The 22,033-nt window shown below is 69.2% G+C and carries 23 protein-coding genes; 12 read left to right on the forward strand and 11 right to left on the reverse strand.

Annotated elements, in window-relative coordinates; translation table 11 throughout:
• Nucleotides 1–11: 11 nt before the first annotated feature.
• Nucleotides 12–2,714, reverse strand: a complete 2,703-nt coding sequence (locus FB390_RS15370) for an AAA family ATPase (protein WP_141809558.1) — start codon at nt 2,712–2,714, stop codon at nt 12–14.
• Between the two features lie 245 nt (nt 2,715–2,959).
• On the opposite strand from FB390_RS15370, the gene FB390_RS15375 reads away from it, so the two are divergent.
• The gene (locus FB390_RS15375; RefSeq protein ID WP_141809559.1) at nt 2,960–3,502 is read left to right on the forward strand and encodes an LppU/SCO3897 family protein; all 543 of its coding nucleotides are present in this window, start codon (nt 2,960–2,962) and stop codon (nt 3,500–3,502) included.
• A 51-nt stretch (nt 3,503–3,553) separates the two neighbouring features.
• Here FB390_RS15375 and FB390_RS15380 read toward each other — a convergent pair whose 3' ends face one another.
• Complete coding sequence (locus tag FB390_RS15380; protein WP_141809560.1) at nt 3,554–4,492, reverse strand: GlxA family transcriptional regulator; 939 nt, start codon at nt 4,490–4,492, stop codon at nt 3,554–3,556.
• A 184-nt stretch (nt 4,493–4,676) separates the two neighbouring features.
• Between FB390_RS15380 and FB390_RS15385 the strand changes: the two genes are divergently transcribed.
• The 4 genes from FB390_RS15385 to FB390_RS15400 all read left to right on the forward strand — a co-directional run bounded on the left by FB390_RS15385 (nt 4,677) and on the right by FB390_RS15400 (nt 6,303).
• On the forward strand, nt 4,677–5,102 hold the full coding sequence (locus tag FB390_RS15385; protein ID WP_141809561.1) for a DUF6010 family protein: 426 nt from the start codon (nt 4,677–4,679) through the stop codon (nt 5,100–5,102).
• A gap of 69 nt (nt 5,103–5,171) precedes the next feature.
• Entirely contained in the window at nt 5,172–5,609 is a 438-nt protein-coding gene (locus tag FB390_RS15390; protein ID WP_141809562.1) for a phage holin family protein, read from the forward strand.
• Nucleotides 5,606–6,046, forward strand: coding sequence for a DUF3618 domain-containing protein (locus FB390_RS15395; protein ID WP_141809563.1), 441 nt, complete (start codon nt 5,606–5,608; stop codon nt 6,044–6,046). Before FB390_RS15390 ends, FB390_RS15395 begins: the two co-directional genes overlap by 4 nt.
• Nucleotides 6,043–6,303, forward strand: coding sequence for a DUF4235 domain-containing protein (locus FB390_RS15400; protein ID WP_141809564.1), 261 nt, complete (start codon nt 6,043–6,045; stop codon nt 6,301–6,303). The genes FB390_RS15395 and FB390_RS15400 overlap by 4 nt, the downstream gene beginning before the upstream one ends.
• 23 nt (nt 6,304–6,326) lie before the next feature.
• Here the strand turns inward: FB390_RS15400 and FB390_RS15405 are convergent, their stop codons facing one another.
• Genes FB390_RS15405 through FB390_RS15430 form a run of 6 tightly spaced genes read right to left on the reverse strand, consistent with a single transcriptional unit; the run spans nt 6,327 to nt 12,998 of the window.
• Nucleotides 6,327–6,944, reverse strand: a complete 618-nt coding sequence (locus tag FB390_RS15405) for a TetR/AcrR family transcriptional regulator (RefSeq protein WP_185757041.1) — start codon at nt 6,942–6,944, stop codon at nt 6,327–6,329.
• Nucleotides 6,941–8,560: an FAD-binding oxidoreductase gene (locus FB390_RS15410; RefSeq protein ID WP_141809565.1), complete on the reverse strand. Its 1,620-nt coding sequence runs from the start codon at nt 8,558–8,560 to the stop codon at nt 6,941–6,943. The genes FB390_RS15405 and FB390_RS15410 overlap by 4 nt, the downstream gene beginning before the upstream one ends.
• Before the next feature lie 50 nt (nt 8,561–8,610).
• Complete coding sequence (locus FB390_RS15415; RefSeq protein WP_141809566.1) at nt 8,611–9,540, reverse strand: short-chain dehydrogenase/reductase; 930 nt, start codon at nt 9,538–9,540, stop codon at nt 8,611–8,613.
• On the reverse strand, nt 9,537–11,015 hold the full coding sequence (locus FB390_RS15420) for a flavin-containing monooxygenase (protein WP_141809567.1): 1,479 nt from the start codon (nt 11,013–11,015) through the stop codon (nt 9,537–9,539). Before FB390_RS15420 ends, FB390_RS15415 begins: the two co-directional genes overlap by 4 nt.
• A gap of 40 nt (nt 11,016–11,055) precedes the next feature.
• A complete protein-coding gene (locus FB390_RS15425; RefSeq protein ID WP_141811794.1) occupies nt 11,056–12,075 on the reverse strand; it encodes a PDR/VanB family oxidoreductase in 1,020 nt (339 codons plus the stop codon).
• Between the two features lie 47 nt (nt 12,076–12,122).
• Nucleotides 12,123–12,998, reverse strand: coding sequence for a metal-dependent hydrolase (locus tag FB390_RS15430; protein ID WP_141809568.1), 876 nt, complete (start codon nt 12,996–12,998; stop codon nt 12,123–12,125).
• Nucleotides 12,999–13,152: 154 nt separating this feature from the next.
• On the opposite strand from FB390_RS15430, the gene FB390_RS15435 reads away from it, so the two are divergent.
• Both FB390_RS15435 and FB390_RS15440 read left to right on the forward strand, forming a co-directional pair.
• Nucleotides 13,153–13,848, forward strand: a complete 696-nt coding sequence (locus FB390_RS15435) for a type 1 glutamine amidotransferase domain-containing protein (protein WP_141809569.1) — start codon at nt 13,153–13,155, stop codon at nt 13,846–13,848.
• Between the two features lie 152 nt (nt 13,849–14,000).
• Nucleotides 14,001–14,582, forward strand: a complete 582-nt coding sequence (locus FB390_RS15440; RefSeq protein ID WP_141809570.1) for a TerD family protein — start codon at nt 14,001–14,003, stop codon at nt 14,580–14,582.
• A 30-nt stretch (nt 14,583–14,612) separates the two neighbouring features.
• On the opposite strand, the gene FB390_RS15445 is transcribed toward FB390_RS15440, so the two are convergent.
• Nucleotides 14,613–15,209 carry a TetR/AcrR family transcriptional regulator gene (locus tag FB390_RS15445; RefSeq protein ID WP_141809571.1) on the reverse strand — a complete coding sequence of 199 codons (597 nt, stop codon included), beginning with the start codon at nt 15,207–15,209 and terminating at the stop codon, nt 14,613–14,615.
• A gap of 189 nt (nt 15,210–15,398) precedes the next feature.
• On the opposite strand from FB390_RS15445, the gene FB390_RS15450 reads away from it, so the two are divergent.
• The 4 genes from FB390_RS15450 to FB390_RS15460 all read left to right on the forward strand — a co-directional run bounded on the left by FB390_RS15450 (nt 15,399) and on the right by FB390_RS15460 (nt 18,108).
• A complete protein-coding gene (locus tag FB390_RS15450) occupies nt 15,399–16,151 on the forward strand; it encodes an SDR family NAD(P)-dependent oxidoreductase (RefSeq protein WP_141809572.1) in 753 nt (250 codons plus the stop codon).
• A gap of 165 nt (nt 16,152–16,316) precedes the next feature.
• Complete coding sequence (locus FB390_RS33535) at nt 16,317–16,463, forward strand: hypothetical protein (RefSeq protein ID WP_185757042.1); 147 nt, start codon at nt 16,317–16,319, stop codon at nt 16,461–16,463.
• A gap of 116 nt (nt 16,464–16,579) precedes the next feature.
• A complete protein-coding gene (locus FB390_RS15455; RefSeq protein WP_141809573.1) occupies nt 16,580–17,680 on the forward strand; it encodes a mechanosensitive ion channel family protein in 1,101 nt (366 codons plus the stop codon).
• Nucleotides 17,681–17,802: 122 nt separating this feature from the next.
• Nucleotides 17,803–18,108, forward strand: coding sequence for a hypothetical protein (locus tag FB390_RS15460; RefSeq protein WP_141809574.1), 306 nt, complete (start codon nt 17,803–17,805; stop codon nt 18,106–18,108).
• A gap of 62 nt (nt 18,109–18,170) precedes the next feature.
• Here FB390_RS15460 and FB390_RS15465 read toward each other — a convergent pair whose 3' ends face one another.
• Nucleotides 18,171–19,919, reverse strand: coding sequence for an N-acyl-D-amino-acid deacylase family protein (locus FB390_RS15465; RefSeq protein WP_141809575.1), 1,749 nt, complete (start codon nt 19,917–19,919; stop codon nt 18,171–18,173).
• 801 nt (nt 19,920–20,720) lie between these two features.
• Here FB390_RS15465 and FB390_RS15470 point away from each other — a divergent pair.
• A complete protein-coding gene (locus tag FB390_RS15470) occupies nt 20,721–21,080 on the forward strand; it encodes a DUF4254 domain-containing protein (RefSeq protein WP_141811795.1) in 360 nt (119 codons plus the stop codon).
• Nucleotides 21,081–21,319: 239 nt separating this feature from the next.
• On the opposite strand, the gene FB390_RS15475 is transcribed toward FB390_RS15470, so the two are convergent.
• A complete protein-coding gene (locus tag FB390_RS15475; protein WP_141809576.1) occupies nt 21,320–21,928 on the reverse strand; it encodes a DUF4126 domain-containing protein in 609 nt (202 codons plus the stop codon).
• Nucleotides 21,929–22,033 lie beyond the last annotated feature (105 nt).

A 22,033-nucleotide genomic window follows, 5' to 3' on the forward strand; every position in this document is an offset into this window, starting at 1 on the left:
ACCTCCATCCGCTAGCCCTTGTCCAGCTCGCCGAGCTTGTGCGAAATGCCCGCCCGGCCGCTCAGTTCGAGCTTGCGCAGGATGCGGCCGATGTGGTCCTCGACGGTGCGCGGGCTGAGATACAGCCGGTGGGCGATCTCCTTGTTCGGGTGGCCGCGCGCGGCCAGCTCGGCGACTTCGCGTTCGCGCGCCGTCAGCGTCGTCGCACCGCCGGAGGTGCGGCCACCGGCCAGGCGGCGCTGCAGCGAGGTCGTGGCGGCGACGAGCTGGGTCGCGCCCGCGGCTGCGAACGTCTCGCGGGCGGCGACCAGCCGCTGGGTGGCGAGCGCGAAATCGCCGCGCCGACCGGCGATCCGCGCGGCCAGCAGCACCGCTTGCGCGCGGTCGACCGGCATATCGGCCCGATCGAACCAGGTGAGGCAGGCGGTGACCGCGGCTTCCGCCGCGTCGAGATCGTCTGTCGCGCAGCAGTATTCGGCGCGAGCCGACGAAGCGGCCGCCAGCTGGCTCGGCAGGCCGAGGTGGGCTGCCGCCACCTCGGCCCGGGTGACGAGCTCGTCCGCCGCTGCCCGGTCCCCACCGCCCAAAGCCAGATTCGCGTATCGCGCCAGCTGGGTCGGCTGCATCGGGCCGGGCCGGTCGTCGATCAGGGGTGGGACAGCGGGTTCGAGCACGCCGAGCCGAACCCCCACCTCGTGCACCGCCGTCTCCACCACCTGCCGCCACCAGCGCATCACCGGTCGCGGCTGTTCGTTCAGCGCCGTCCACTGCCGGAGCACATCCTCGCGCGCTGCGACCGATTGCAGCGCACGGAGTTTCAGCGCACCGGCGAACGGGATCAGATCGCCGTAGCCGAACTGTCGCGCCATGTCGTCGGCGTCCTCGGCGGCTGCCAGCGCCTCGCCGACGCGACCCAGCTTCATCAAGCAGTAGGCGCGCACCGTGTGCAATTCGGCCAGCGCGTAGCTGCGCCCGAAGCGACGGCTGACCCGCACCGCGCGGTCCAGATGGGTCAAACCCCTCGCGTGCCTGTCGAGGAAGTACGCTGCCCAGCCCAGCGCGGGCGTCGCGTGCACCACTTCGCGCAGCCGGTCGTCGTCGAGACGCTCGAATTCCAGGTCGGCTTGCTCGAAACCGGTTCGCGCGGACTCGATGCGCGACTCGGCCACCGCGCCGAGGCAGCGCAACGCGGTCGCGGACGCGCGTACGGCGGGGTCGGCGATGGCGTCGGAGGCGAACAGCGCGTCCAGCCGCGCGTGGCCCTCGGCGTCCTGGCCATCCTGCAACTCCAGGATGGCCAGCTCCAGCTGCACGGGTCCGTCGCCGGGCAGCAGCGGCAGGTCGGCGGCCGCGGCGAGCAGCGTCCGCGCGCGATCGACCCGGCCGAGCATGCGTTCGCAGCGCGCCGAAAGCAGCAGTGCCTCCAGGCGATACGCGCCCGGCCGCGCGATCAGCGGTTCGAGCGCCTCGCGGGCCCGCGCGCCGGCGCCCGACAGCAGGAGCGCGCGTCCGAGCAGCAGCCTGTCCTCCGGGGGTTCTGGCTGTCCGCCCGGGGCCGCGCGCAGTGCCGCGGCGATCCACCGCGCGCTGGCGGCGGGCGCACTCGGCAACACCTGCGCCGCCGCGCCTTTCAGCTCGCCGGCCGCGACCGGATCGGTGCCGAGCAGGCCGAGTTCGAGGTGGCGGGCCAGCGCGGGCAGCGCCGCGCCCCGTTGCCGGAGCAGCGTGGCCGCCCTGCGGTGTGCGGCGGCCCGCCATCCCGCGCCCGCCAGCCGATGCGCGGCCGTGCGGATGAGCGGATGGCCGAACGTCACCGACGATCCGGCGACCTCCACCAGTGCCCGCCTGCTCAGTTCGTCGAGCGCGGCGGTGACCGCGTCGATCGGCAACTCGGCTGTGGTGCAGAGCATCTCGAGATCGGCGTGCGCGCCGCACAAGGCAATCGCCTGCGCGACGAGCCGTTCCCGATCCGGCAGCTGCGCGAGTTCGGCGCGTAGCGTGCGATCCAGGCCGGGGTGGTCGCACTCGGCCGGGTCCTCGCCGCTGACCGCCCGCTCCACTTCGTGGTCCGGCAGGTCGGCGAGCAACAGCAGGTAGAGCGGGTTGCCTCGGGAGACCGTGAGCAGCCGATCACGGCGCGCGACGGTCGCGTCCGGCAGCAGGGCGGCGACGTCGGCGCCGGTGAACGGCGGCACCCGCACCGAGCGGGTCGCGGCGCCGGTCGCGGTCAGCACCCGGGTGAGCGCCACCGGGCACTGGCCGGAGCGATAGGCGAGCAAAAGGCGGAAGGTCGGCGCCGGGCGGTTGCGGACGAGGTAGGTCAATGTGCGGACGGATTCGGCGTCCAGCCAGTGCGCGTCGTCGACGACGAGCAGTGTGCCGGTCGCCGCGAGGTGCCTGCGCAACGCGCGGCCCAGCCGGTTGACATCGCCGTCGGACGGCACGTCGGTCACGTCCGCACCCGCGTCGGCGAGCCGTTCCAGCACGTCGTGGATCACGTGCGACGGTTGCTGCTGCTCGTCCTCGGTGGCGGTCACCGAAAGGACCCGCAGGCCACGGCGGGCGGCGGCCGGGGCCAGCGCCGCGAGCAACCGGGATTTGCCGATACCGGCCTGGCCGTCGACCAGCAGAACCCACGGTCCATCGGGCGATTCCAGGGCGTCGCCGAGTGCGGCGAGCTCGGCGCGGCGTCCCACGAATGCGCGCTCGACCATGACCCTCCGCCGTCTTCCGGCAAACCTGCCGCGAAACAACCCCGGGCGAGCTTAACCGGTGCTGTGCCGCTACGGGGGAATCCCGTGTTTTCCCGGATGCTGCCCGCGCGATTGTGCGATTGGGTGTTCGAGGCCGATCGCGACCCTCCGGGGGATGCGCCGAAGGGCAACGGCGACGGCCGGAGTTCGGCGTCACGAGGGGTACTCCGGTCGGCCGCCTTCGCATCGACGAGAAAGTGACACGAATGAGATTCGTTGGTTCTGGCATCCTCACGCGGCTGCCGCTGGCGCTCGCCACCGTGGCCGCGTTGGGCGCGCTCGGCTGTTCGGCGGTCGAGAAGGGCGCCGACATGGTCCAGGATGCCGGGAAATCCGACACCGCCCGCGCGAACGTGGGCGACTGCATCAACGTCATCGAGGGATCGATGATCGACTCCGAGACCGAGCCGGTGGACTGCTCCTCGGACCGGGCCGTGTACAAGGTCGTGCAGGTCTTCGACGACAAGACCGAATGCCACGAGGACTACACCTCCTACGAGGAGACCCTCAACGGCGGCACCACCGCGTTCCTGTGCCTCGCGCCGAACTTCAAGCAGGGCCTCTGCTACAACGAGAGCATGCTGACCGGCTACAAGTTCGTGGCCTGCACCGCGGCGGAGGCCAGCTTCAAGGTCGTTCAGCGCATCGACGGCCAGGCCGACGAGAACCTGTGCGGCGAGGACGCCGACAAGTTCCTCACCTTGTCCGAGCCCAAGACCACCTTCTGCCTCGGCAGCCCGAAGAGCTGACCCGGCGACCCGATCGGCCGCACCACTTTCGGTGCGGCCGTTCGTCTTTCGTCAGCGAAAGGTGCGCCGGTAGGCGTCCGGACTCACGCCCGCGGTGCGCTTGAAGCGTTCGCGGAAAGCGGTCGGCGAGCCGAAACCGACTTGGGCGCCGATGCGTTCGACGGTGTGGTCGGTGGTCTCCAGCAGGTGCTGGGCCTGATGCACGCGGGCTCGGTGCAGCCATTGCAGCGGCGTCGTCCCGGTCTGCTCGCGGAACTGCCGCAGCAGCGTGCGGGTGCTCGTTCCGGCCTCGGCGGCGATGTCGGTGAGGGTGAGGTTGCGAGAGAGGTTGTCCTGCAACCACGTCAGCAGCGGCTCCAGCGTCGAGCCGCGCGGTGTCGGGGGGAACGACTGGATGATGAACTGGGCTTGCCCGCCTTCGCGCTCCAGCGGCATGACCGACAGCCGTGCCGCGTCGGCGGCGACGGCCGAACCGTAGTCGCGCCGGATCAGGTGCAGGCACAGGTCGAGCCCGGCGGCCGCGCCCGCGGAGGTGAGGAACTGGCCGTTGTCGACATAGAGGACATCGGGATCGACGGCGATGTCGGGGTGGCTCGCCGCGAGCGCGTCGGCGGCCAGCCAATGCGTGGTCGCCCGCAGTCCGCGCAGCACTCCGGTGGCGGCGAGCGGGAAAGTGCCCGTGCAGATGGAAGCGATCCGGGTGCCCGCGGCGGCGGCCGTCCGCACGGCGTCGGCGATCGCGGGCGACAGCGGCGCGGTGGGATCGGCGACGCCGGGAACGATCACGGTGTCGGCCCCGGACAACCCCTCCAGCCCCCACGGCGCCCGCAGGGTGAACGCGCCCGCGTCGACCTCGGGCCGCTCGGCGCAGACGCGGACCTGATACGCGGGGCGCCCGTCCGGCAGGCGCGTCCTGGTGAAGACCTCGATCGGGGTGGACAGGTCGAAGGGGATCACCCGGTCCAGGGCGAGGACGGCGACCACATGCATGGCTACAACCTATCCGAGCAACGGGTTCACGCCACCGGTTCCGACATGGCCGAATGCGGCAACGAACGGGCTGAGGGGCTGGTGGCGATTTTCCGTTGGTGTGTGGCATGAATGCCACTGGGCGGCGCGGCGACGGTTGCCTAACTTCGGTGGCGATCTCGTTCGCTTTCCCAGGAGTCGTCCAATGACCTACCTCGCCCCGCTGCTCGTCGGCGTCGTCTACATCACGCTGATGTCCCTGATCCGCGAACCCCATCGCCGCCACTTCAACGCCATCATGGTGGCGGGCGCGGGCGCGGCGTATCTCAGCGGCGGCGGGTTCGCCGCGTGGGAGTTCGCGTTCACGGCGGTCGTGACCTACTGCGCCTACCGCGGTCTGCGGTCGTGGACGTTCATCGGCATCGCCTGGTTGCTGCACACCGCGTGGGACTTCCTGCACCACCTCCAGGGGAGTCCGATCGTCCCCTTCCTGCACGACTCGTCCCTCGGCTGCGCGCTCTGCGACCCCGTCATCGCCCTGTGGTGTCTGCGCGGCGGGCCCGATGTAATCGCCTGGGGCCGCAGCCGGATCCGCGCGCTCGTCTCGCGGGAGCCGGTGCGCGCGTCATAGCGTGCGCTCGACCCCGTTTCACCTGGGTTTCGCCGGGTAACCGGCCACCGAACGGGAGGTGAGAGGCACATGACCCATACGACAGACGCGCGGCCCGTGGCATCGCAAGCGCGACCCGCACCGGATACGCGTTCGGTCGCCGAACTCGTCGACGATGCGACCACGCAGCTCACGCGGCTGGTTCGCGACGAAATGCAATTGGCCCGGCTGGAGATGCAGGACAAGACGAAAGGCATCGCCAAGGGCGCCGGCCTCGCGGGGGCGGGCAGCCTGCTGGCGTTCTACGGTGGCGCGGCCTTGATCGCGGCCGCGGTGCTGGCGTTGGCGATCCCGCTGCCGGATTGGGCGGCGGCGCTGATCGTCGGCGTGGTCCTGCTGGCCGCCGGCGGTGTGCTGGCGCTGGTCGGCAAGAAGACGGTGACCGAGGCCGCGCCGCCGGTGCCGAGCGAGGCAATGGAAGGCGTCCGCGACGATGTCGACGCCGTCAAGAAGAGGAGCCGACGATGAGCGGTGGCGGACGACCGAACATTCCCAACGGATCCGACGCCCTGCGGAAGGATCGAGACCAAGCGCGGCAGCGACTCGGCGAGACGGTCGAGGAGCTGACCGGCAAGTTCGACATCCCGGGCCGCGTCGAGGACAAGGCGCACGAGACCGCGGACGCGGCGCGTCACCGGGTCGCGGACGCCAAGCAGCACGCGCGCGACACCGCGGACGCGGCGCGTCACCGGGTCGCCGACGCGAAGCAGCACGCGCACGACACCGCGGAACAGGCGCGCGCCCAGGTAGAGCACCTGGTCGACCGCGCCTCCAAAGCGCAGGAACCGGTGATCCACAAGGGCAAGCAGTTGGTGGGCGCGGCCCGCATGCGGCCCGCGCCGATCGCGGCGGCCGCTGTCGGCGCGGTGGTGTTGTTCTGGTGGATGCGGCGGAGGCGGGCATGACGGCTCTCTACAAACCCCTCGGCATGATCGTGGGCGTGCTCGGCGGCGTCGCGGCCAACGCGGTGTTCACCCAGGTGTGGCGCCGGGTCAGCGGCGAGGAGGAGGCGCCGAGCGCCACGGCGCGCGAATACGGCTGGCGCGAAGTGCTCGTCGCCGCCGCGTTGCAGGGCGCCATCTTCGGCTTGGTGAAGGCCGCCGTCGATCGCGCGGGCGCGACGGGATACCAGCGCCTGACGGGCACCTGGCCCGACAAATAGCGGATCCGGCGAATCCGGGCGGGTCAGCCGCGCGGATTCGCCGATGCGCGAAGGGCTTCGAACAGGCGCACGCAGCGCGCCGTCATCTCGTCGGGGGAGTGCTGCGGGTGCTCGCCCCACCACGAGACGACGGTGGACACGATGCTGAACCAGATCGCGACCAGCAGCGAGTGATCCTCCGCGTCGGTCACCGCGGCATCGGCGAGCACCTGAGCCGAACCCTCGGCGCCCATCGCGTTCAAGGCTTTCTGATAGCCGCGCGCCAGCTCGGCCGCCGGACCACCGGCTGGCAACGTGCTGTCGTAGACGATCTTCCAGTTCTGCACCCGCCCATCGATGGCGGTGAAGATCGCGGCCAGCGTGGCCAGGGCCTTACCCTCCGCTCCCGAAACGGCCTGGGCCGCGGAGACCGCCGCGACCAGCCCGTCGCCCGCGCGGCGTACGCAGGCGGCGTGCAGACCGTCCCTGGAGCCGAAGTAGTTGTAGATCAACGGTTTCGACACACCGGCCGCGGCCGCGATATCGGCGACCGAGGCCTTCGCGTAGCCGCGGTCACCGAATTCCACGGTGGCAATGTCGAGGATCTGCTGCTCGCGCCGTTCCCGCGGCACGCCTTTGGTGCCCGCCTTGCTCAGCGTCATGCGCCGTCCCGCCCGATCGGATCGATCAGCACGCCTGGGTTGAGAATCCCGGCCGGGTCGAGTGTCGACTTCGCCGAGCGCAGTGCGGCGGCGAACGGCTCCGGGCGCTGCCGGTCGTACCACGGCCGATGGTCGCGGCCGACCGCGTGATGGTGGGTGATGGTGCCGCCCGATGCCGCCAGCGCTTCGGAGACCGCCGCTTTGATCTCGTCCCACTGCTCCACGGTCCGCCCCCAGTGCCCCGCGGCGTAGATGCCGAAATACGGTGCGGGACCGTCGGGATAGACGTGGGTGAACCGGCAGGTGACCACCCCCGTCACGCCGAGCGTCTCGAAGGCGGAGGTCGCCGCTCGCAGCACGGCCGCGCGCAGGTCGTCGAAACGGTCCCAGGTACAAGCCGTTTCGAAGGTCTCCACGATCATGGACTGCGCCGCGAGCGCGTCGCGCTGATAGGGCATCCGCAGGAACGCCGAACGCCAGGTGTCCGCCGCGCCGCCGCTCGCCTTCCGCTCGGCCGCGTCGGTGCTGCGCACCCCGTCGGGGAAGCGGCCGCCGTGGTCGCGGCAGATCCGCACCGCCCACCGCATCGGCTCGTCGACGGGGTGATCCGCGGACTCGAAGCCGAGAACCAGAACGCCGCCCGCGGAACTGGTTCCGGCGTTGAGGAACGCCTCCACCGGATCGAGCAACCGGCAATTGGCCGGGAACAAGCCGGATTGCGCGATGGTCCTCGTCGCGGCGACGGCCTCGGCGTAGTCGTCGAAGACCACCGACGCGCCCGCCCGCCAGCGCGGCCGGTCCTGCAACCGCATCCACGCCTCGGTGATCACGCCGAGCGTGCCCTCGGAGCCAAGGAACATCCGGTCCGGCGATGGCCCCGCGCCCGACCCCGGCAGCCTGCGCGATTCGCTGACGCCGATCGGTGTGACGACCCGCATGGACTCGACCAGGTCGTCGATGTGGGTGTAGACGGTTGCGTAGTGGCCGCCCGCGCGCGTGGCCAGCCAGCCGCCGAGACTGGAGAACTCGAACGACTGCGGAAAGTGGCGCAGCGACAGATCGTGCCGGCGCAGCGCGTCCTCCAACGCGGGCCCCAGGATGCCCGCCTGGATGCGCGCGGCTCGGCTCGTGCGGTCGATCTCGAGCACCTGGTTCAGGCCGCTCAGATCCACCGCCACCGTCGCGGGATATTCGGCGGCGCAACGAGGTTCGACGCCACCGACCACCGACGTGCCGCCGCCGAACGGAATCGCCGCCACCCCGGCGCCGGTGCACCAGTCGAGAATGTCGATCACGTCCCGCTCGGTGCGTGGGCGCACGACCTGATCGACCACGTGGTCGACGCGGCCGAGCAGGCTGCGCACCACGTCGCGGAAGGCCTGCCCGTGCGAGTGCGCCACGCGATCGACCGGACCCTCGGATGCCAACGGCGCCAACGTATCCGGCACCCGGACCCGTGGCGCCGGTAGTTCCAGCGACGACGGATCGGGCGCCTCGTGCACGGTGAGGTCCGCGTCGGGCAGCAGGGCCGCCACCCGGCGGGTCAACGCCGCGCGCTCCGCGCCGGTCACGGCGTCCGCCACGGTTCCCCAGCCCCACCACGATCGCGTCGCCATCCGCGTCCTCTCCACGATTCGAATTGACTCGATGGTAAATTAACTCTGAGTCAGTTCACAACCGTCCGGTCCGCCCTGATGCGCTGTTCCAGGCGGTTCGTCAGCGAGCGCACCCGCTCGTCGGTGCTGAGCTGCTGGTCGAGAACCACGTTCAGCGCGCCGCGCAGCATGGCGTACGGCTCCCAGCCCGCGGGCGCGATCGTGCGCGGTGCGCGCCGGGCGATGCCGTCGGCGATGGACGCGGCGGCCTCGGCGGCGCTGATCCGCTTGTTCAGCGGCCACGGCAGCAGGTCGCCGAATTCCGCGCCCATGTCGTCGTCATCGAGGGTGCCGTGCGTCATCTCGGTATCGACGACGCCGAAATAGGCGACGCCCGCGGTCGCGCCCGAGGCGGCGAGCTCGACGCGCAGCGCCCTGCCGAACTGCTCGACGCCCGCCTTGCTCACCATGTACGGCGAGCCGCCCATCCCCGGCGCAAACGCCGCGCAGGACGACACGACGACCACGTGCCCGCGCGCGGCGACGATGTCGTCGAGAGCCGGGTGGATGGTGTTGAAGACGCCCGTCAGGTTCACGGCCAGGACGCGGTCGAAATCCGCCGGATCCATCAGCCGGATGCTCGATGGTTTCGGCACGATGCCCGCGTTGGCCACGACGACGTCGATGCCGCCGAAGTGCTCGCGCACCCGGGCGATCGCGTCCCGCGTGTCCGCGCGATCCGCCACATCGGCTCGCATGCCGATCGCCCGACCGCCGAGCCGTGCCGCGGCGGCGTCGGCCGCCGCGCCGTCGATGTCGACCAGCGCGACCCGCGCGCCTCGCTCGCGCAGCAGCCGGGCGAGGGCGAACCCGATGCCGGTCGCCCCGCCGGTGATCACCACGACCTTGCCCGCCACGTCGTACTGTTCCGGGCTGCGGGCCAGCGCGGCGGGAACCGCTCGCAACAGCTGTCGCACGGTGTGGAAGGTGTTCGCGCTCATCGCGGACTCGATTCGTAGGACTCGGCGTCGAATTCGGCGACCCGGCGCCGATATTGGAAGCTCCAATCCGGATACAGACCGGCGTTACGGCCGTCGGCGGTGGTGTAGTAGCTATCGCAGCCGCCTTTCAGCCAGACGGTCTCCCTGCTGCGTTCCTCCATCTCGTTCAGGAAAGACCGCTGCACGCCGGGACGCACCTCGACGCGCCGGATACCCTTGGCGCGCATCGTCTTCAGGGCGTCCACGATGTAGCCGATCTGCCCCTCGATCATGTAGATGGCCGACTGGTTGCCCGCCGCGCCGAACGGACCCAGCGTGCAGAACATGTTCGGGAATCCGGCGGCGGCCGCCCCGAGATAGCTGCCGGGACGTTCCCGGTACGCCTCGGCGATCGAGCGGCCGTCCTTGCCGACGATCCGCTCGTACAACTGCGGCAGCGGACCGAAACCGGTGCCCCACACGATGGTGTCGACCGGGTACTCCGCGCCCGTGTCGGTGACGATCGACCGCGGCCGGATCTCCGCGATGCGCTCGGTCACCACCTCGACGTTGTCCCTGGTGAGCGCCGGATAGTACGCGTCGGAGAAGATGGCGCGCTTGCAGCCGATCATGTAGTCGGGGGTCAGCTTCTCGCGCAGCGCGGGATCGTCGACCTGCCGGTGCAGCTGCCACCGCGACAGCGCCTGGAACGGGTGCCGGAACCGCCGATCCACGAACCCGACCAGCCCGAAGCTCTCGATTCCGGCGAAGTACGCGCCGCGGATCGCCTTGCCGAGCACCGGCATTCGCCGCAGCAGCGCCCGCTCGACGGCGTGCGTGCGCCGGTCCATCCGGGAGACGATCCACGGCGCGGAGCGCTGGAACACCGTGAGCCGCCCCACGATCGGCTGGATCTCCGGGATGAACTGCACCGCGGACGCGCCCGTCCCGATCACGGCGACGCGCTCGCCGGTGAGGTCGTGCTCGTGATCCCAGTGCAGCGAATGGAACTGCGTGCCCTCGAAATCGCCGAGCCCGGGGAAGTCCGGAATCTTGGCCTCGCTGAACGGGCCGACCGCCGAGATCAGCACGTCGGCCGTGAGCTCGCCCCGCTCCGTCTCGATACGCCAGCGCAGCGCGTCCTCGTCCCACCGCGCGCGGACCAGCGGGGTGTCGAATCGCATGTGCCGCACCACATCGTGCCGCTCGGCCACCGAGCGCAAGTAGGCGAGGATCTCCGGCTGGGTTCCGTAGGTGCGCGACCAATCCGGGTTCGGCGCGAACGAATACGAGTACAGGTGCGAGGGCACGTCGCACGCGCAGCCCGGATAGGTGTTGGCCTGCCAGGTGCCGCCCAGGTCGCTCGCGCGCTCGAGCAGGACGAAGTCGTCGAAGCCCGCTTCGCGCAGCTTGACGGCGAGGCCGATGCCCGCGATGCCCGCGCCGATCACGACGATCGCGAGGTGCTGGGGGCCTGTTCCGCTGGGTGCGGCCATGAAGGGTCTTCCTTTCCGGAACGGGCGCCGTTGCCCGTGGTCAGAGATCGAGGACGAGTTCGTCCCCGAGTGCGCGCGAAACGCAGGTCAGCATGGTGGAATCCCGCTCGGACTCCGTGAGCAGCCGGTCACGGTGGTCGATCTCGCCGTCGAGCACCCGCGTCTTGCAGGTGCCGCAGAAGCCCTGGCGGCACGAGAACGCCGTACCAGGCAGGACCCGCCGGATGGCGGACAGCGCGGATTCGTCGGCGCCGACCTCGACCGTTGCCCCCATGCGCCGCAACGTGATTCGGAACGGATGGCCGTCCTGGACGGGCAGCGGAGAGAACCGCTCGGTGTGCACCGAGGCGGTCGGGTCGGTGGCGGAGAGCACGCGCCGCGCGGATTCCATCAGCGGCGGTGGCCCGCAGACGTACACGGCGGCGCCGCGCGGCGCCTCGGTCATCAGGGCGTCGAGATGGGGGACGCCGAACTCGTCGTCCGGCCGCACTTCGAGGTGGCCGCCGCGGCAGCGTTCGAGTTCGCCGAGAAACGGCATGCTCGCCCGCGATCGCCCGAGGTAGATCAGCCGCCACGGCAGACCGCGGTGCGCGCACTCGGTGACCATCGGCAGGATCGGGGTGATGCCGATCCCGCCGGCGACGAAGAGGTACGCGGGTGCGGTGACGAAGGTGAAGGCGTTGCGCGGCCCACGGATCCGCAGCAGGTCGCCTTCCCGGAGCTCGTGCAGCTCGCGCGAACCGCCGTCGCCATCGGCGATGCGGCGCACCGCGATTCGGTACTGCACCCGGCTCGCGGGGTCGCCGGTGAGCGAGTACTGGCGCTGCCGTCCGGACGGCAGGAACACATCGATGTGCGCGCCGGGAATCCAGGTCGGCAGCTCGGCCCCGGTGGGCGACCGCAGCGTCAGGCTCACCACGTCCTCGGCCTCGACGACACGGGCGTCGATCCGCAGCCGCATGTCGAAACCCGTGCGCCGCACCGGCTTCGGTCGCGACAGCAGCCCGGCTGTCGCTTCGGCGGTGAAGGCGCGTTTGTAGGCGTCGAGTAGCCCGGCCATGGCGCGGGCCGGAAGCGGCGGGCGGTAGCTCCCGGTCACGACGGCGCTCACGCCTCACCCGCGCGAGCCGCGGGCGACTGCGCCAGGTAGCGAATCGCGTTATCCATGGGACCGAGCTGGGACGGATGGAAGCCCGGCCGCAAGTAGCGGGGGATCTCGGTGAAGAACGTGGTGAAGCGCGGCACCACCCCGCGCGCCGAGGCGCTCAGCAGTTGCAGCGGCCAGTACCGTCCCTTGCTCGGTTCCGGATCCTTGCCGAACAAATAGCCGCCGGAGACGACGAACAACGCGAGCAGCGACAGGCTGGCCACGACGCCGGTCCGCGCTTTGCGGAAATAGCCGCCGTCGACGTGCATGTACGCGTCGTAGACCACGCTGCGGTGCTCCACCTCTTCCGCGCCGTGCCAGCGGATCAGATCCAGCATCGCCGGATGCATGTTCTTGGCCTCGAGCTTGTCGTTGGTCAGCAGCCATTCCCCGATGACGGCGGTGTAGTGCTCCATCCCCGCGAACAGGGCGAGCCGCTCGCACAGCCACTGGTGCTTGGCGCGCCCGGTGAGGCCGTGGTCGCCGAGCACCCGGTCGACCAGCCAGGAGACGGTGTCGACCATCGGGGCGACGTCCAGTCCGATCGACTCCAGGTGCTTGCGCGCCTTCTCGTGCGAGCTGGCGTGCATGTTCTCCTGGCCGATGAACCCCTGCACCTCCTCGCGCAAGCGTTCGTCGTCGATGAGCGGCAGGGCCTCGGCCAGCGCCTGCGCCATGGCCCGCTCGCCCTCCGGCAGCACCAGGTGCATGACGTTGATGATGTGGGTCGCCATCACCTCGCCGGGGATGTAGTGCATGGGGACCGAATCGAAATCGAACCGCACGTCGCGCGCGTGAATCGCGTGTGCTTGGTCCTCGTACGCCGATGTGCTCATGTCGCCGTCCTCGCGTCTCACCGTTGAAACAGGCACCCCTCGACGGTATTGTTGACATCACATGATGTCAACACTGGGCCGGTATCGAAATCTCGATATCTCCTATGCCGATTCCTATTGGTGAGTCCCGGCCGGTCGGGCCTACCGTCGCGGTATGGCGAAGATTCTTTTCGTAATGACCGGTGTCGACCACTGGACGTTGGCCGACGGCACCAAGCACCCGACCGGATACTGGGCCGAGGAGTTCGTCGTGCCCTTCGAGGCGCTGAAGGACGCGGGCCACGAGATCGTGGTGGCCACTCCGGGCGGCGTGGTGCCCACTGTGGACCAGGGCAGTCTCGCGCCCGAGGTCAACGGCGGCGAGGAGACCGCGGAACATCGTGCGCGGGTGGTGTCCACGACTCCCGAGCTCGCCGATCCGGTCGCGCTGGCGAACGTCGATCTCGCCGACTACGACGCCGTGTTCTATCCCGGCGGGCACGGGCCGATGGAAGACCTCGCCGTCGACCCAACCTCCGGCGCATTGCTCACCGCCGCACTGGATTCCGGCAAGCCGCTTGCCGTGGTGTGCCACGCGCCCGCCGCGCTGCTCGCCGCCACCAAGCCCGACGGAACCAACGCTTTCGCCGGTTACGCGCTGACCGGTTTCACCAATGCCGAAGAGACACAAGCGGGTTTCGCCGACAAGGCGAAGTGGCTGCTCCAGGATCGCCTCGTGCAGATCGGCGCCGACTTCCGCGAAGCCGACCCCTGGTCACCGAACGTGGTCACCGACCGCACCCTGATCACCGGCCAGAACCCCGCCTCATCGGCGGGCGTCGCCCAGGAATTGCTGCGGCGACTGTCCTGATTCATCGAACGCCGTCGCCGCGGCGGTAACCGGCCTGTTTTCGTGTTGTCGAGGTCGGAAGTCGTGGGTAGGGTCGTGGTCGACACCAGGGGCGTTGTGCCCGAACGCGAGCCGCCGCCGATGCTCCGGCGCGGCAGGAGGGGAACCGGGTCATGCATACGCTCCGGAAAGAAGACGGCGCCGCGGATCTCGCAGGCATCACCAAGCTGAGCGTCGGCGTGAGCTGGGACCCCTCGGCGGGTACCAGCGGCGGGGCGCTCGGCTGGGCGCGCCGCAAGCGCGGCGTCGATCTGGACCTGATCGCCATCCTCATGCAGGGCGCCGAGCCGGTCCGTTTCGCGGGTCTCGATTCGCTCGACCCGCTCGGCAACGGCGCGGTGCTGCACACCGGCGACGCGCAGACCGGTGCCGCTGCCGGCGACGACGAGACGGTGCACGTCACCTTCGCCGACGTCCCCGGCGGCATCGACGCCATCGTCTTCGTGGCGGCGGCCTTCAAGAAGGGCAGCTCCTTCGAGAAGGCGAACAACATCTCGTTCAAGATCTACGACGCTTCGGGCGGCAGCAGCCAGCAGGTCGCCGACATCTGGCCCTCCCTGCTCGGCGCCGACAACGCCAACGCGGTGGCACGCGCCTTCCGCAACGGCAACGCCTGGCAGCTGGAAGTTCTCAACCGCAAGGGCAAGATCAAGCAGGGTGACAAGCAGGCCCTGCTTCGCTTCGCCATGCAGTAGGACGCGTGCGCGACCACGCCTGACCGGCCGTCAGCGGTCCGTTTCCGGCTCGACGACAAGAGGTTTCAGCAGCTCACCGAGTTGATCGATGGCTCGGTCGATGTCGATCCGGTCGGGCGCCATCGCGCTCTGCACATGGATGCCGATGGCCGCGCCGACGAGGACGGTCGCGAGGCCGTCGGCGGTCATGGTCTCGGGGAGGCGGACGAAGCGCTCGATCCACCGCTTCGTCGACTGCCGTAGCCGTTCGTGCAGCGCCACGTACTTGTCGTGAATCGGGGACGCCGGATTCACCGCTTCGACGTACAGGGTGACGAACAGCAGCGACGTGCGCGCCATCGTGAATCGCTTGGCCTGCGCCACGAGGTCGTAGGCCTGCGGTGACTCCGCCGCGTCGGCGTCGTCGGACGCCTCGAGCAGCGCCTCCGAGGCTTGGTCGAGCACCGCGGCGAGCAAGCCCTCCTTGTTCCCGAAATGCCACGGTATCGAGCCGCGGCTGATCCCGGACCGCTGCGCCACGTCGGCGAAAGTCGTTTGCTGGTAGCCCTTCTCGACGAACAGTGCGGAGGCGGCGTCGATCAGCATCCGCCTGCTCTCGCGGGTGGTCTCGGCGCGTCGATCGGCCACTGCAGTCCTTCCTGTCTCCATTTCCGGTGCGTCGAGCCTAAGCCATCGACCATTGACTAACCACCGAGCACATTCTATGTTGGCTGACACAGAAGCGTGCCGGCCATGCGAAGGATGACCTACAGCGCCGATCTGCCAGGTGCGGCCCGTGTCCGGCACGCCGATCCGGTCGACAAGTGAGGTGAATCCGTGGATATCGCAGGTTCGGTCGTTCTCGTCACGGGTGGTGCGTCGGGGCTCGGGCTCGCCGTGGTGCGGCGGCTGACAGAGGCGGGCGCGACAGCGGTCGTGCTCGATACCCGGCCCGCCGAATCCGGAGCGCTCCAGGGCGATTCGGTGCACGAGGTCGTCGGTGACGTGTGCGAGGAGCGCGACGTAGCCGCTGCCTTGGACCGTGCCGCCGAGCTCGGTTCGCTACGGGCCGTGGTCAATTGCGCCGGAATCGATCGCACCGGATTGACGCTGGACGCTTCCGGTCCGCTCCCGCTGGAGCAGTTCACGCAGGTGGTACAGGTCAATTTGATCGGCGCTTTCAACGTGATTCGCCTCGCCGCCGAACGCATGGCGCGGCTCGAGCCCGTGGCGGGGGAGCGCGGTGTCATCGTCAACACGGGGTCGATCGCCGGATTCGACGCTCCGGCCGGGCTGGTGTCCTACGTGGCGTCCAAGGCGGGCCTGGCCGGAATGACCTTGGCGGTGGCGCGCGATCTCGCGGGCGTGCTGATTCGCGTCGTCACCGTCGCGCCCGGGATGTTCGATACGCCGATGTTCCGTCGGCTGCCCGAATTCGCGCAGCGAGCGTCGCTGGCGCGCGCTGTGCACCCGGCCCGCGTCGGCGGACCCGCGGAGTTCGCCGAGCTGGTGGCGCACGTGATGCACAACCCGATGCTCAACGGCGAGACGATCCGGGTCGACGCCGCGGCTCGGCTCGGCGGACCGTAAGAACGCCGACCGGCCCCTTACCAGTGCGGCGGTGCTGGTGCGATAGCGAAAAGGCATGCTTCGCGGCGGAATTCGGCGGTGGGATTCGCCACAGAGTCGTCATGTCGATCTTCCGCGAAAGCGGGTATGCGACTGGCTGAGGAAAGCCGACTGAAGGAGGACGACGTGGCCGTTCCGGCTTCGCACCCGCAGTATCGTGCCGACCGCCGACACCGTTCCGGCTCGACCGACGAAGCGGGTTCCATTCACCTGACCATCGCGGCATGGATTCTCGTGCTCTCCGTGCTGAGTTTCACCCTGGTCCTGCTGTGAGCGGACGCCCGAGTGGCGCACCGGAGCAGTGATCGAAGCGCCTTGGCCGGGGTGCGTTCGTCGAAACACGCGGCGGCGCACTCCGGCCGAGGTGCCGACGAGAGGAGTTCGATCTCGTGGAAGACGTACTACGGCCGCTGATCGTGTTGCTCGGCACGGTCGCGATCACCGTGTCGACGGGACTGCTCGTCGATTGGCTGCTGCGCTACAGCGCGCGCCGTCGGCCCGGTACGCACCTGCCGATGCTGCTGCGCCGCGTGCAGCTTCCCCTGCAAGCGCTGCTCGGCGCGGTGGCACTGCACGCGACATATCCCTTGGCGGAGTTGGACTTACGCCAAGACGGGATGATCAGGAACATCCTTGCCGCGGCGGCCATCATGGCCGCGGCGTGGTTGGTCATCCGGGTGGCCGACGCGGTCGCCGAGAACTTGCTGCGCCGTTATGCCGAGCACACCAGCGAGATTTCGCGGGTGCGCCAGTTGCGCACCCAGCTCGGACTGGTGCGCCGCATCATCACCTCGGTGCTGGTGGTGACGACCGCGGCGGTGGCGATCCTGCTGCTGTTCCCGAGCCTGCGCACGCTGGGCACCTCGCTGCTGGCGTCGGCGGGCGTCATCGGCATCATCGCGGGCGTCGCGGCGCAGTCGACGCTGAGCAATCTGATCGCCGGATTGCAGATCGCCTTCGGTGATTCGGTGAAGATCGGCGACACCGTTGTGGTGGAGGGGGAGTGGGGGACCGTCGAGGAAATCACCCTCGCCTTCCTCACCGTGCGGATCTGGGACGACCGCCGCCTGACCATGCCGGTCTCCTACTTCAACAGCAAGCCGTACGAGAACTGGTCGCGCGGCGGCCCGCAGATCACCGGCACCGTGTTCCTGCACCTCGACCACAGCACTCCGGTGCCGTTGCTGCGCGAGCACCTGCACGACTACCTTCGCGACCGCCCGGACTGGGACGGCCGCAACTGGAACCTGCTCGTCACCGACAGCACGCCGACCAATATCGTTGTGCGCGCGACGATGTCGGCCGCGGACGCCGACGACGCCTGGACCTTGCGCTGCGCCGTCCGCGAGGAACTGCTGAACTGGCTCGGCCGCCACCACCCCCACGCCCTCCCCAAGATCCCCACCGCCATCACCAACCAGGGCGAGCCGGATCGTGAGATGGCGTTGTCCACCAACGGCTCCGGCGCGGCGAACGATCTCTCGACATGACTTCTCCATGACGCCCCGGTTTTCCCGGTGCTGAAAGCCGATGGCCGTCTTGCCGGGGTCGGTGCTATCGTGACGCCGCGCGGCCATACCGACCGGTGCGGCCGATTTCTCTGGGGGGCAATGTGTTCAATTGGTATGTAGGTCTGCTCGCGGTCAGCGGCGTCGTCATGATCGCCATGGCCATGGCGGAGAACCGGCAGAGCAATGTCTCGCGCCTGATCAACGGCATTCTCGGGCCCCTCTACCTGGGCTATGCGCTCTACCTGGCTTTCCTCTTCGAGGGCGGCTCGTATCTCATCTTCTTCCAGGCGTTCATCGTGCCGGTGCTACTGGCGGTGGACTTCTTCCGAAACCGAACTCCTCGCCAGAAGCTGACCGCGACTCAGAAGGCGTGGCGCGAGCATCAGCGTTCCGAACAGGGGCGGTAGGACGAGTCCGCCCCGGATGCTTGCACGGCGGTGATGGTGGTGGCTGCCGACGGGCCTTGGGGCTACCGAGTGGTGGCTGCGCGGAGGAACTGGCCGGTCCGGCGGGTGCCGAGCGCTCGATCGGGTGTGCCCTCGCGGAAGACGGGCACGCCGCCGACGAACACCGCGGAGACTGTCTGGTCGTTGCGGTTCACCATGCGCGATAGATTGTCGAACGGGGCGACGGGGGACTCGTGATAGCCGTCGAGCGCATCGTCCAACCGAGCCGGATCCAGGACGACGACATCGGCTCGATCGCCCACCCGCAGGTGTCCGGCATCCAGGCCGTACCAGTCCGCGAGTTCACCGGTGAGCCGGTGTACCGCACGTTCCACGGACAGGAACGGGCGGCCCGCTTCCGCCGCGTCGCGCACTCGGCGGAGGAAGCGCAGGCCGTAGTTGTAGAAAGCCATGTTGCGCAGGTGCGCTCCCGCATCGGAGAAGCCCAGCTGTACGCCGGGGTCGGCGGCGAGCCGATCGAGGACTTCCGGCCGATGATTGGAAATCGTTGTGCGCCAGCGCACCTTGCCGCCGTACTCCACGACGAGGTCCAAGAACGCGTCCACGGGATGCACGCCGCCGCGCTCCACGCCCACCTCGCCGAAGGACTTGCCGATCACCGTCGAGTCGGGGCATTCGACGATCACCGCGTCGAACAGGTCGCGGTGCCAGACGCGTGGACCGTATTTCTTGTCGTAGTCCTTGCGGAAGCGCCGCCGGTACTGCTCGTCGCGGAGCAGTTCCCGGCGCTTGTCCACCTGGTCGGCCAGATGCAACGCCTCGGCGCCGGACCCGAACTCCTCGAACACCACCAGGTCGATGCCGTCGGCGTAGACCTCGAAGGGCACCGGAAGGTGCTGCCAACGGAAGTCGCCGCCCAGCGCGTTCAGCACTCGCGCGATCAGCGGGAAGACGTGCACTACGCCGGGAATGGCCTTGATGTCGGCGGCCGACAGCAGGCTGACTTTCAACGGCTTGCGGAACAGGCCGAGGCTGGAGGCCGCCATCGTGACGAGGCTGTGCGGCCGTGCCACGTCGGGTCCACCCTGCAACGCCCGCCCGCGCCGCCGCAGGATGGCGTTGAGCCTGCGCCGTTCCCGGGTCGTCGCATAGGTGGAAGGCAGCGTGCGCGACCGGCACACTTCGCCGTCGAGCTTGTCGAACATCAGCTGCTGGGAGGACATTCCGACGAACCCCGCGTCCAGCGCCTCGGCCAGCTTCGCCTCCATCGCGGCCAGTTCGGCGGCGTCGGGTCGCACGTCTTTGCTGGTCGCGCGCTGCAAACCCAGCTCGGCGGCGCGGATGTCCGAGTGCCCGATGAACGCGGCGACATTCGGGCCCAACGGCAGTCGTTCCAGCGCCGCCGCGTATTCGTGCGCGGAGTTCCAGGTCTTGTGCTCGTCGACCGCCTTGACGACGTGTTTGCGCGGAATCGCTTCGACCCTGGCGAACAGGTCACCCGCGTCGGAGGCGCCGACGTGCACGGTCGACAGCGAACACGAGCCGAGCAGCACCGTGGTGACGCCGTGCCGGACCGATTCGGGCAGTGCCGGATTCTGGAGCACTTCGACGTCGTAGTGGGTGTGGATGTCGATGATGCCGGGGATCACCCATTTCCCGGTGGCGTCCACGACATTCGGGCAGTCCGGGTCGTCGATCGGGTGGGCCGAGACGTTCGCGATCCGCCCGTCCCGGATGCCGAGGTGCCGGATCGCCGAGGGTGCGCCGGTCCCGTCGAACCAGCGGCCGTTGGCAATGATCGTGTCGTACATGGGATTACACCTTGTGCTGGGGGGCCGTCGTCGTCGGCGACCGGACCGTCCGATGCGTTGTCTGCGCCGGAGTGACGTAGGCAACACGCTAGCACTCGGTAGACAGTGCGTCTAGTGACTGACGCGATGTTTATCGAGTTCTTCGCCGGAACCACTCGATCGTGATCGGCAGGGCTTGCGCGCAGGCGGGATCGGCTGCGTTGTGGCCGATGTCGTCGGTGAAGGAAGAGATTCAGGGCGCGGGTGAACACGACCCCGCCGAGTCGGCGCGGCGCCGTCACCTGCTTTCGGTCGACGCGTGAAGTGCGATCGGTGCGGCGCTCATCGCCGCACGAACGAAGGACACCGCGGCATCGTGTGTGCGGCGGCCTCGGTTAGATCCCATGCCCAGACATGTGGGGGATTCGGGTCGGTTCGGGCGAAGTGTCCGCTAACGCGGCCGGGGGTGGAAAGTCCCCTTACGCATCGGCATTGGCGTCATCGGATAGCTCGGAACATGTCCTACCTGCATGGCTGGGGGTGTGCCGAGGGCGTGCGAAAGCAAGTCGCCGCAGAGGGAACGCAATATTGCGTTTTCTGTTGTGTTCTTGCATCTGTAAGAGCATGATCCAGCTAGCCTAGTTGCGAACAACCGATCCGATGACCGGGATGACCGAATCGAGAGCCAATCATGTTGGTACATAGCGCGTTGGTGTCGGGTGAATCAGGGGTGTGGCGATGAGCGCGCCGACGGTGGGGGTACTGCCGACGGCTCCGCAGATTTTGTGTGCGTTTCAGGGACGGCGCTTCCAGGACCGCGAGTTGTTGCGGTCCGCGCACGCGCTCGCCGAGCTGCACGCTCGGCGCGCCGAGGTGCGCGACGCCCACCTGGTCGCCGAAATAGATTGTCGGCGTGGGGAACTCGTCGACGACATCAACGACTGGATCGCGCAGGAGATGCCGCAGCATCGCAACGGCGCCTCGCTGCACACCGAGAGCCTCGGCGCCGTGGTGGACCGCATGGCGCGCAGCTGGGTGAACGCGAACCAGGCCATCGATGTCGACGGGCCGCGCAGTGACAATACCCATAAACACTGGTATCACTTGGCCGAACTCGTCGACGGCTACACTGATCTGGTAACCGACGTGGCCGGAGGCCGCCGTCGACTGCCCGAGCAGTAGCTGCTCACGCCGGCCGACGGGCTACCGCGCCACCGCCACGACGGCGACGTCCCGGGTGGAATGTCATCCGACCAGTGCGTCCGCCCGGATGCGAACGTCGCCGCCCGTAGTGACGGCGGGCGCAACGGGGCGCCCCGCCCGGCGTGCCGCGTGGTCGACTGGCGCGGCACGCCCGCTGTTTGCCGCGAATCGACGGTAGTCGAATGGTGGCGATCTGAGATCGACCAGCCACCATACGACTACGCTCGATTTCCGGCCGCGGCCACTCGCCCGGCTCGGCGACGTTCCCGACGCCGACGGCGGTAGCGGCGAATCCGGCTCGCCAGCAACACGACCGAGACCAGGCCGATCAGCAGGAACGATCCCGCCACGAACGCCGCGGTCACCGGATGGAAGATCGCGAGCGTGACGACGCCCGCGACGGCGATATCCTCCACGGCACTGGTCACGATATTGCTGGCCGGTTCCGGTGAGGTGTTGATCGCCATCCGCAGCCCGGCCTTGACGAGATGGCTGACCAGCGCGGTGGTTCCGCCCACCGCCGCCGCGGCCAGTTGCGTCAGCGAGTCGTCGGAGCCCGCGATGAGCGCCGCGACCACGGCGCCCGCGGCCGGGCGCACCACGGTGTGCAGCGTGTCCCAGAACGTGTCGAGGTACGGGACCTTGTCGGCCACCGCCTCGATGAGGAACAGCACCGCGGCCGCGATCAGAACGTCGGTGCGCTGCAGGCCCTCCGGCACCTCGTCGGAAAGCCCTGTGACGCCGAACAAGCCGAACAAGAGCACCACGGCGTAGGCGTTGATACCGCTGGCCCAGCCCGCGGTGAAGATCAAGGGGAGCAGGGACACACTTCGATCCTAGGCGTGGGCGGCGCACTCCTTCTTGGCCGCGCGGCCTCGGCCGCCGCCGCGCCACCCAACTGATCGCAGCCGCCTCTCCTCGACAGCAGCGCC

Origin of the sequence: Nocardia bhagyanarayanae (genome assembly GCF_006716565.1) — a bacterium.
GTDB lineage: Bacteria > Actinomycetota > Actinomycetes > Mycobacteriales > Mycobacteriaceae > Nocardia > Nocardia bhagyanarayanae.

Coding starts and splice junctions, on each gene's coding strand:
- FB390_RS15465 (WP_141809575.1), bottom strand. CDS start 19,919: ATGTACGACACGATCATTGCCAACGGCCGCTGGTTCGACGGGACCGGC.
- FB390_RS15415 (WP_141809566.1), bottom strand. CDS start 9,540: ATGAGCGCGAACACCTTCCACACCGTGCGACAGCTGTTGCGAGCGGTT.
- FB390_RS15385 (WP_141809561.1), top strand. CDS start 4,677: ATGACCTACCTCGCCCCGCTGCTCGTCGGCGTCGTCTACATCACGCTG.
- FB390_RS15430 (WP_141809568.1), bottom strand. CDS start 12,998: ATGAGCACATCGGCGTACGAGGACCAAGCACACGCGATTCACGCGCGC.
- FB390_RS15425 (WP_141811794.1), bottom strand. CDS start 12,075: ATGGCCGGGCTACTCGACGCCTACAAACGCGCCTTCACCGCCGAAGCG.
- FB390_RS15420 (WP_141809567.1), bottom strand. CDS start 11,015: ATGGCCGCACCCAGCGGAACAGGCCCCCAGCACCTCGCGATCGTCGTG.
- FB390_RS15390 (WP_141809562.1), top strand. CDS start 5,172: ATGACCCATACGACAGACGCGCGGCCCGTGGCATCGCAAGCGCGACCC.
- FB390_RS15395 (WP_141809563.1), top strand. CDS start 5,606: ATGAGCGGTGGCGGACGACCGAACATTCCCAACGGATCCGACGCCCTG.
- FB390_RS15410 (WP_141809565.1), bottom strand. CDS start 8,560: ATGGCGACGCGATCGTGGTGGGGCTGGGGAACCGTGGCGGACGCCGTG.
- FB390_RS15405 (WP_185757041.1), bottom strand. CDS start 6,944: ATGACGCTGAGCAAGGCGGGCACCAAAGGCGTGCCGCGGGAACGGCGC.
- FB390_RS15400 (WP_141809564.1), top strand. CDS start 6,043: ATGACGGCTCTCTACAAACCCCTCGGCATGATCGTGGGCGTGCTCGGC.
- FB390_RS15440 (WP_141809570.1), top strand. CDS start 14,001: ATGCATACGCTCCGGAAAGAAGACGGCGCCGCGGATCTCGCAGGCATC.
- FB390_RS15370 (WP_141809558.1), bottom strand. CDS start 2,714: ATGGTCGAGCGCGCATTCGTGGGACGCCGCGCCGAGCTCGCCGCACTC.
- FB390_RS15375 (WP_141809559.1), top strand. CDS start 2,960: ATGAGATTCGTTGGTTCTGGCATCCTCACGCGGCTGCCGCTGGCGCTC.
- FB390_RS15435 (WP_141809569.1), top strand. CDS start 13,153: ATGGCGAAGATTCTTTTCGTAATGACCGGTGTCGACCACTGGACGTTG.
- FB390_RS15380 (WP_141809560.1), bottom strand. CDS start 4,492: ATGCATGTGGTCGCCGTCCTCGCCCTGGACCGGGTGATCCCCTTCGAC.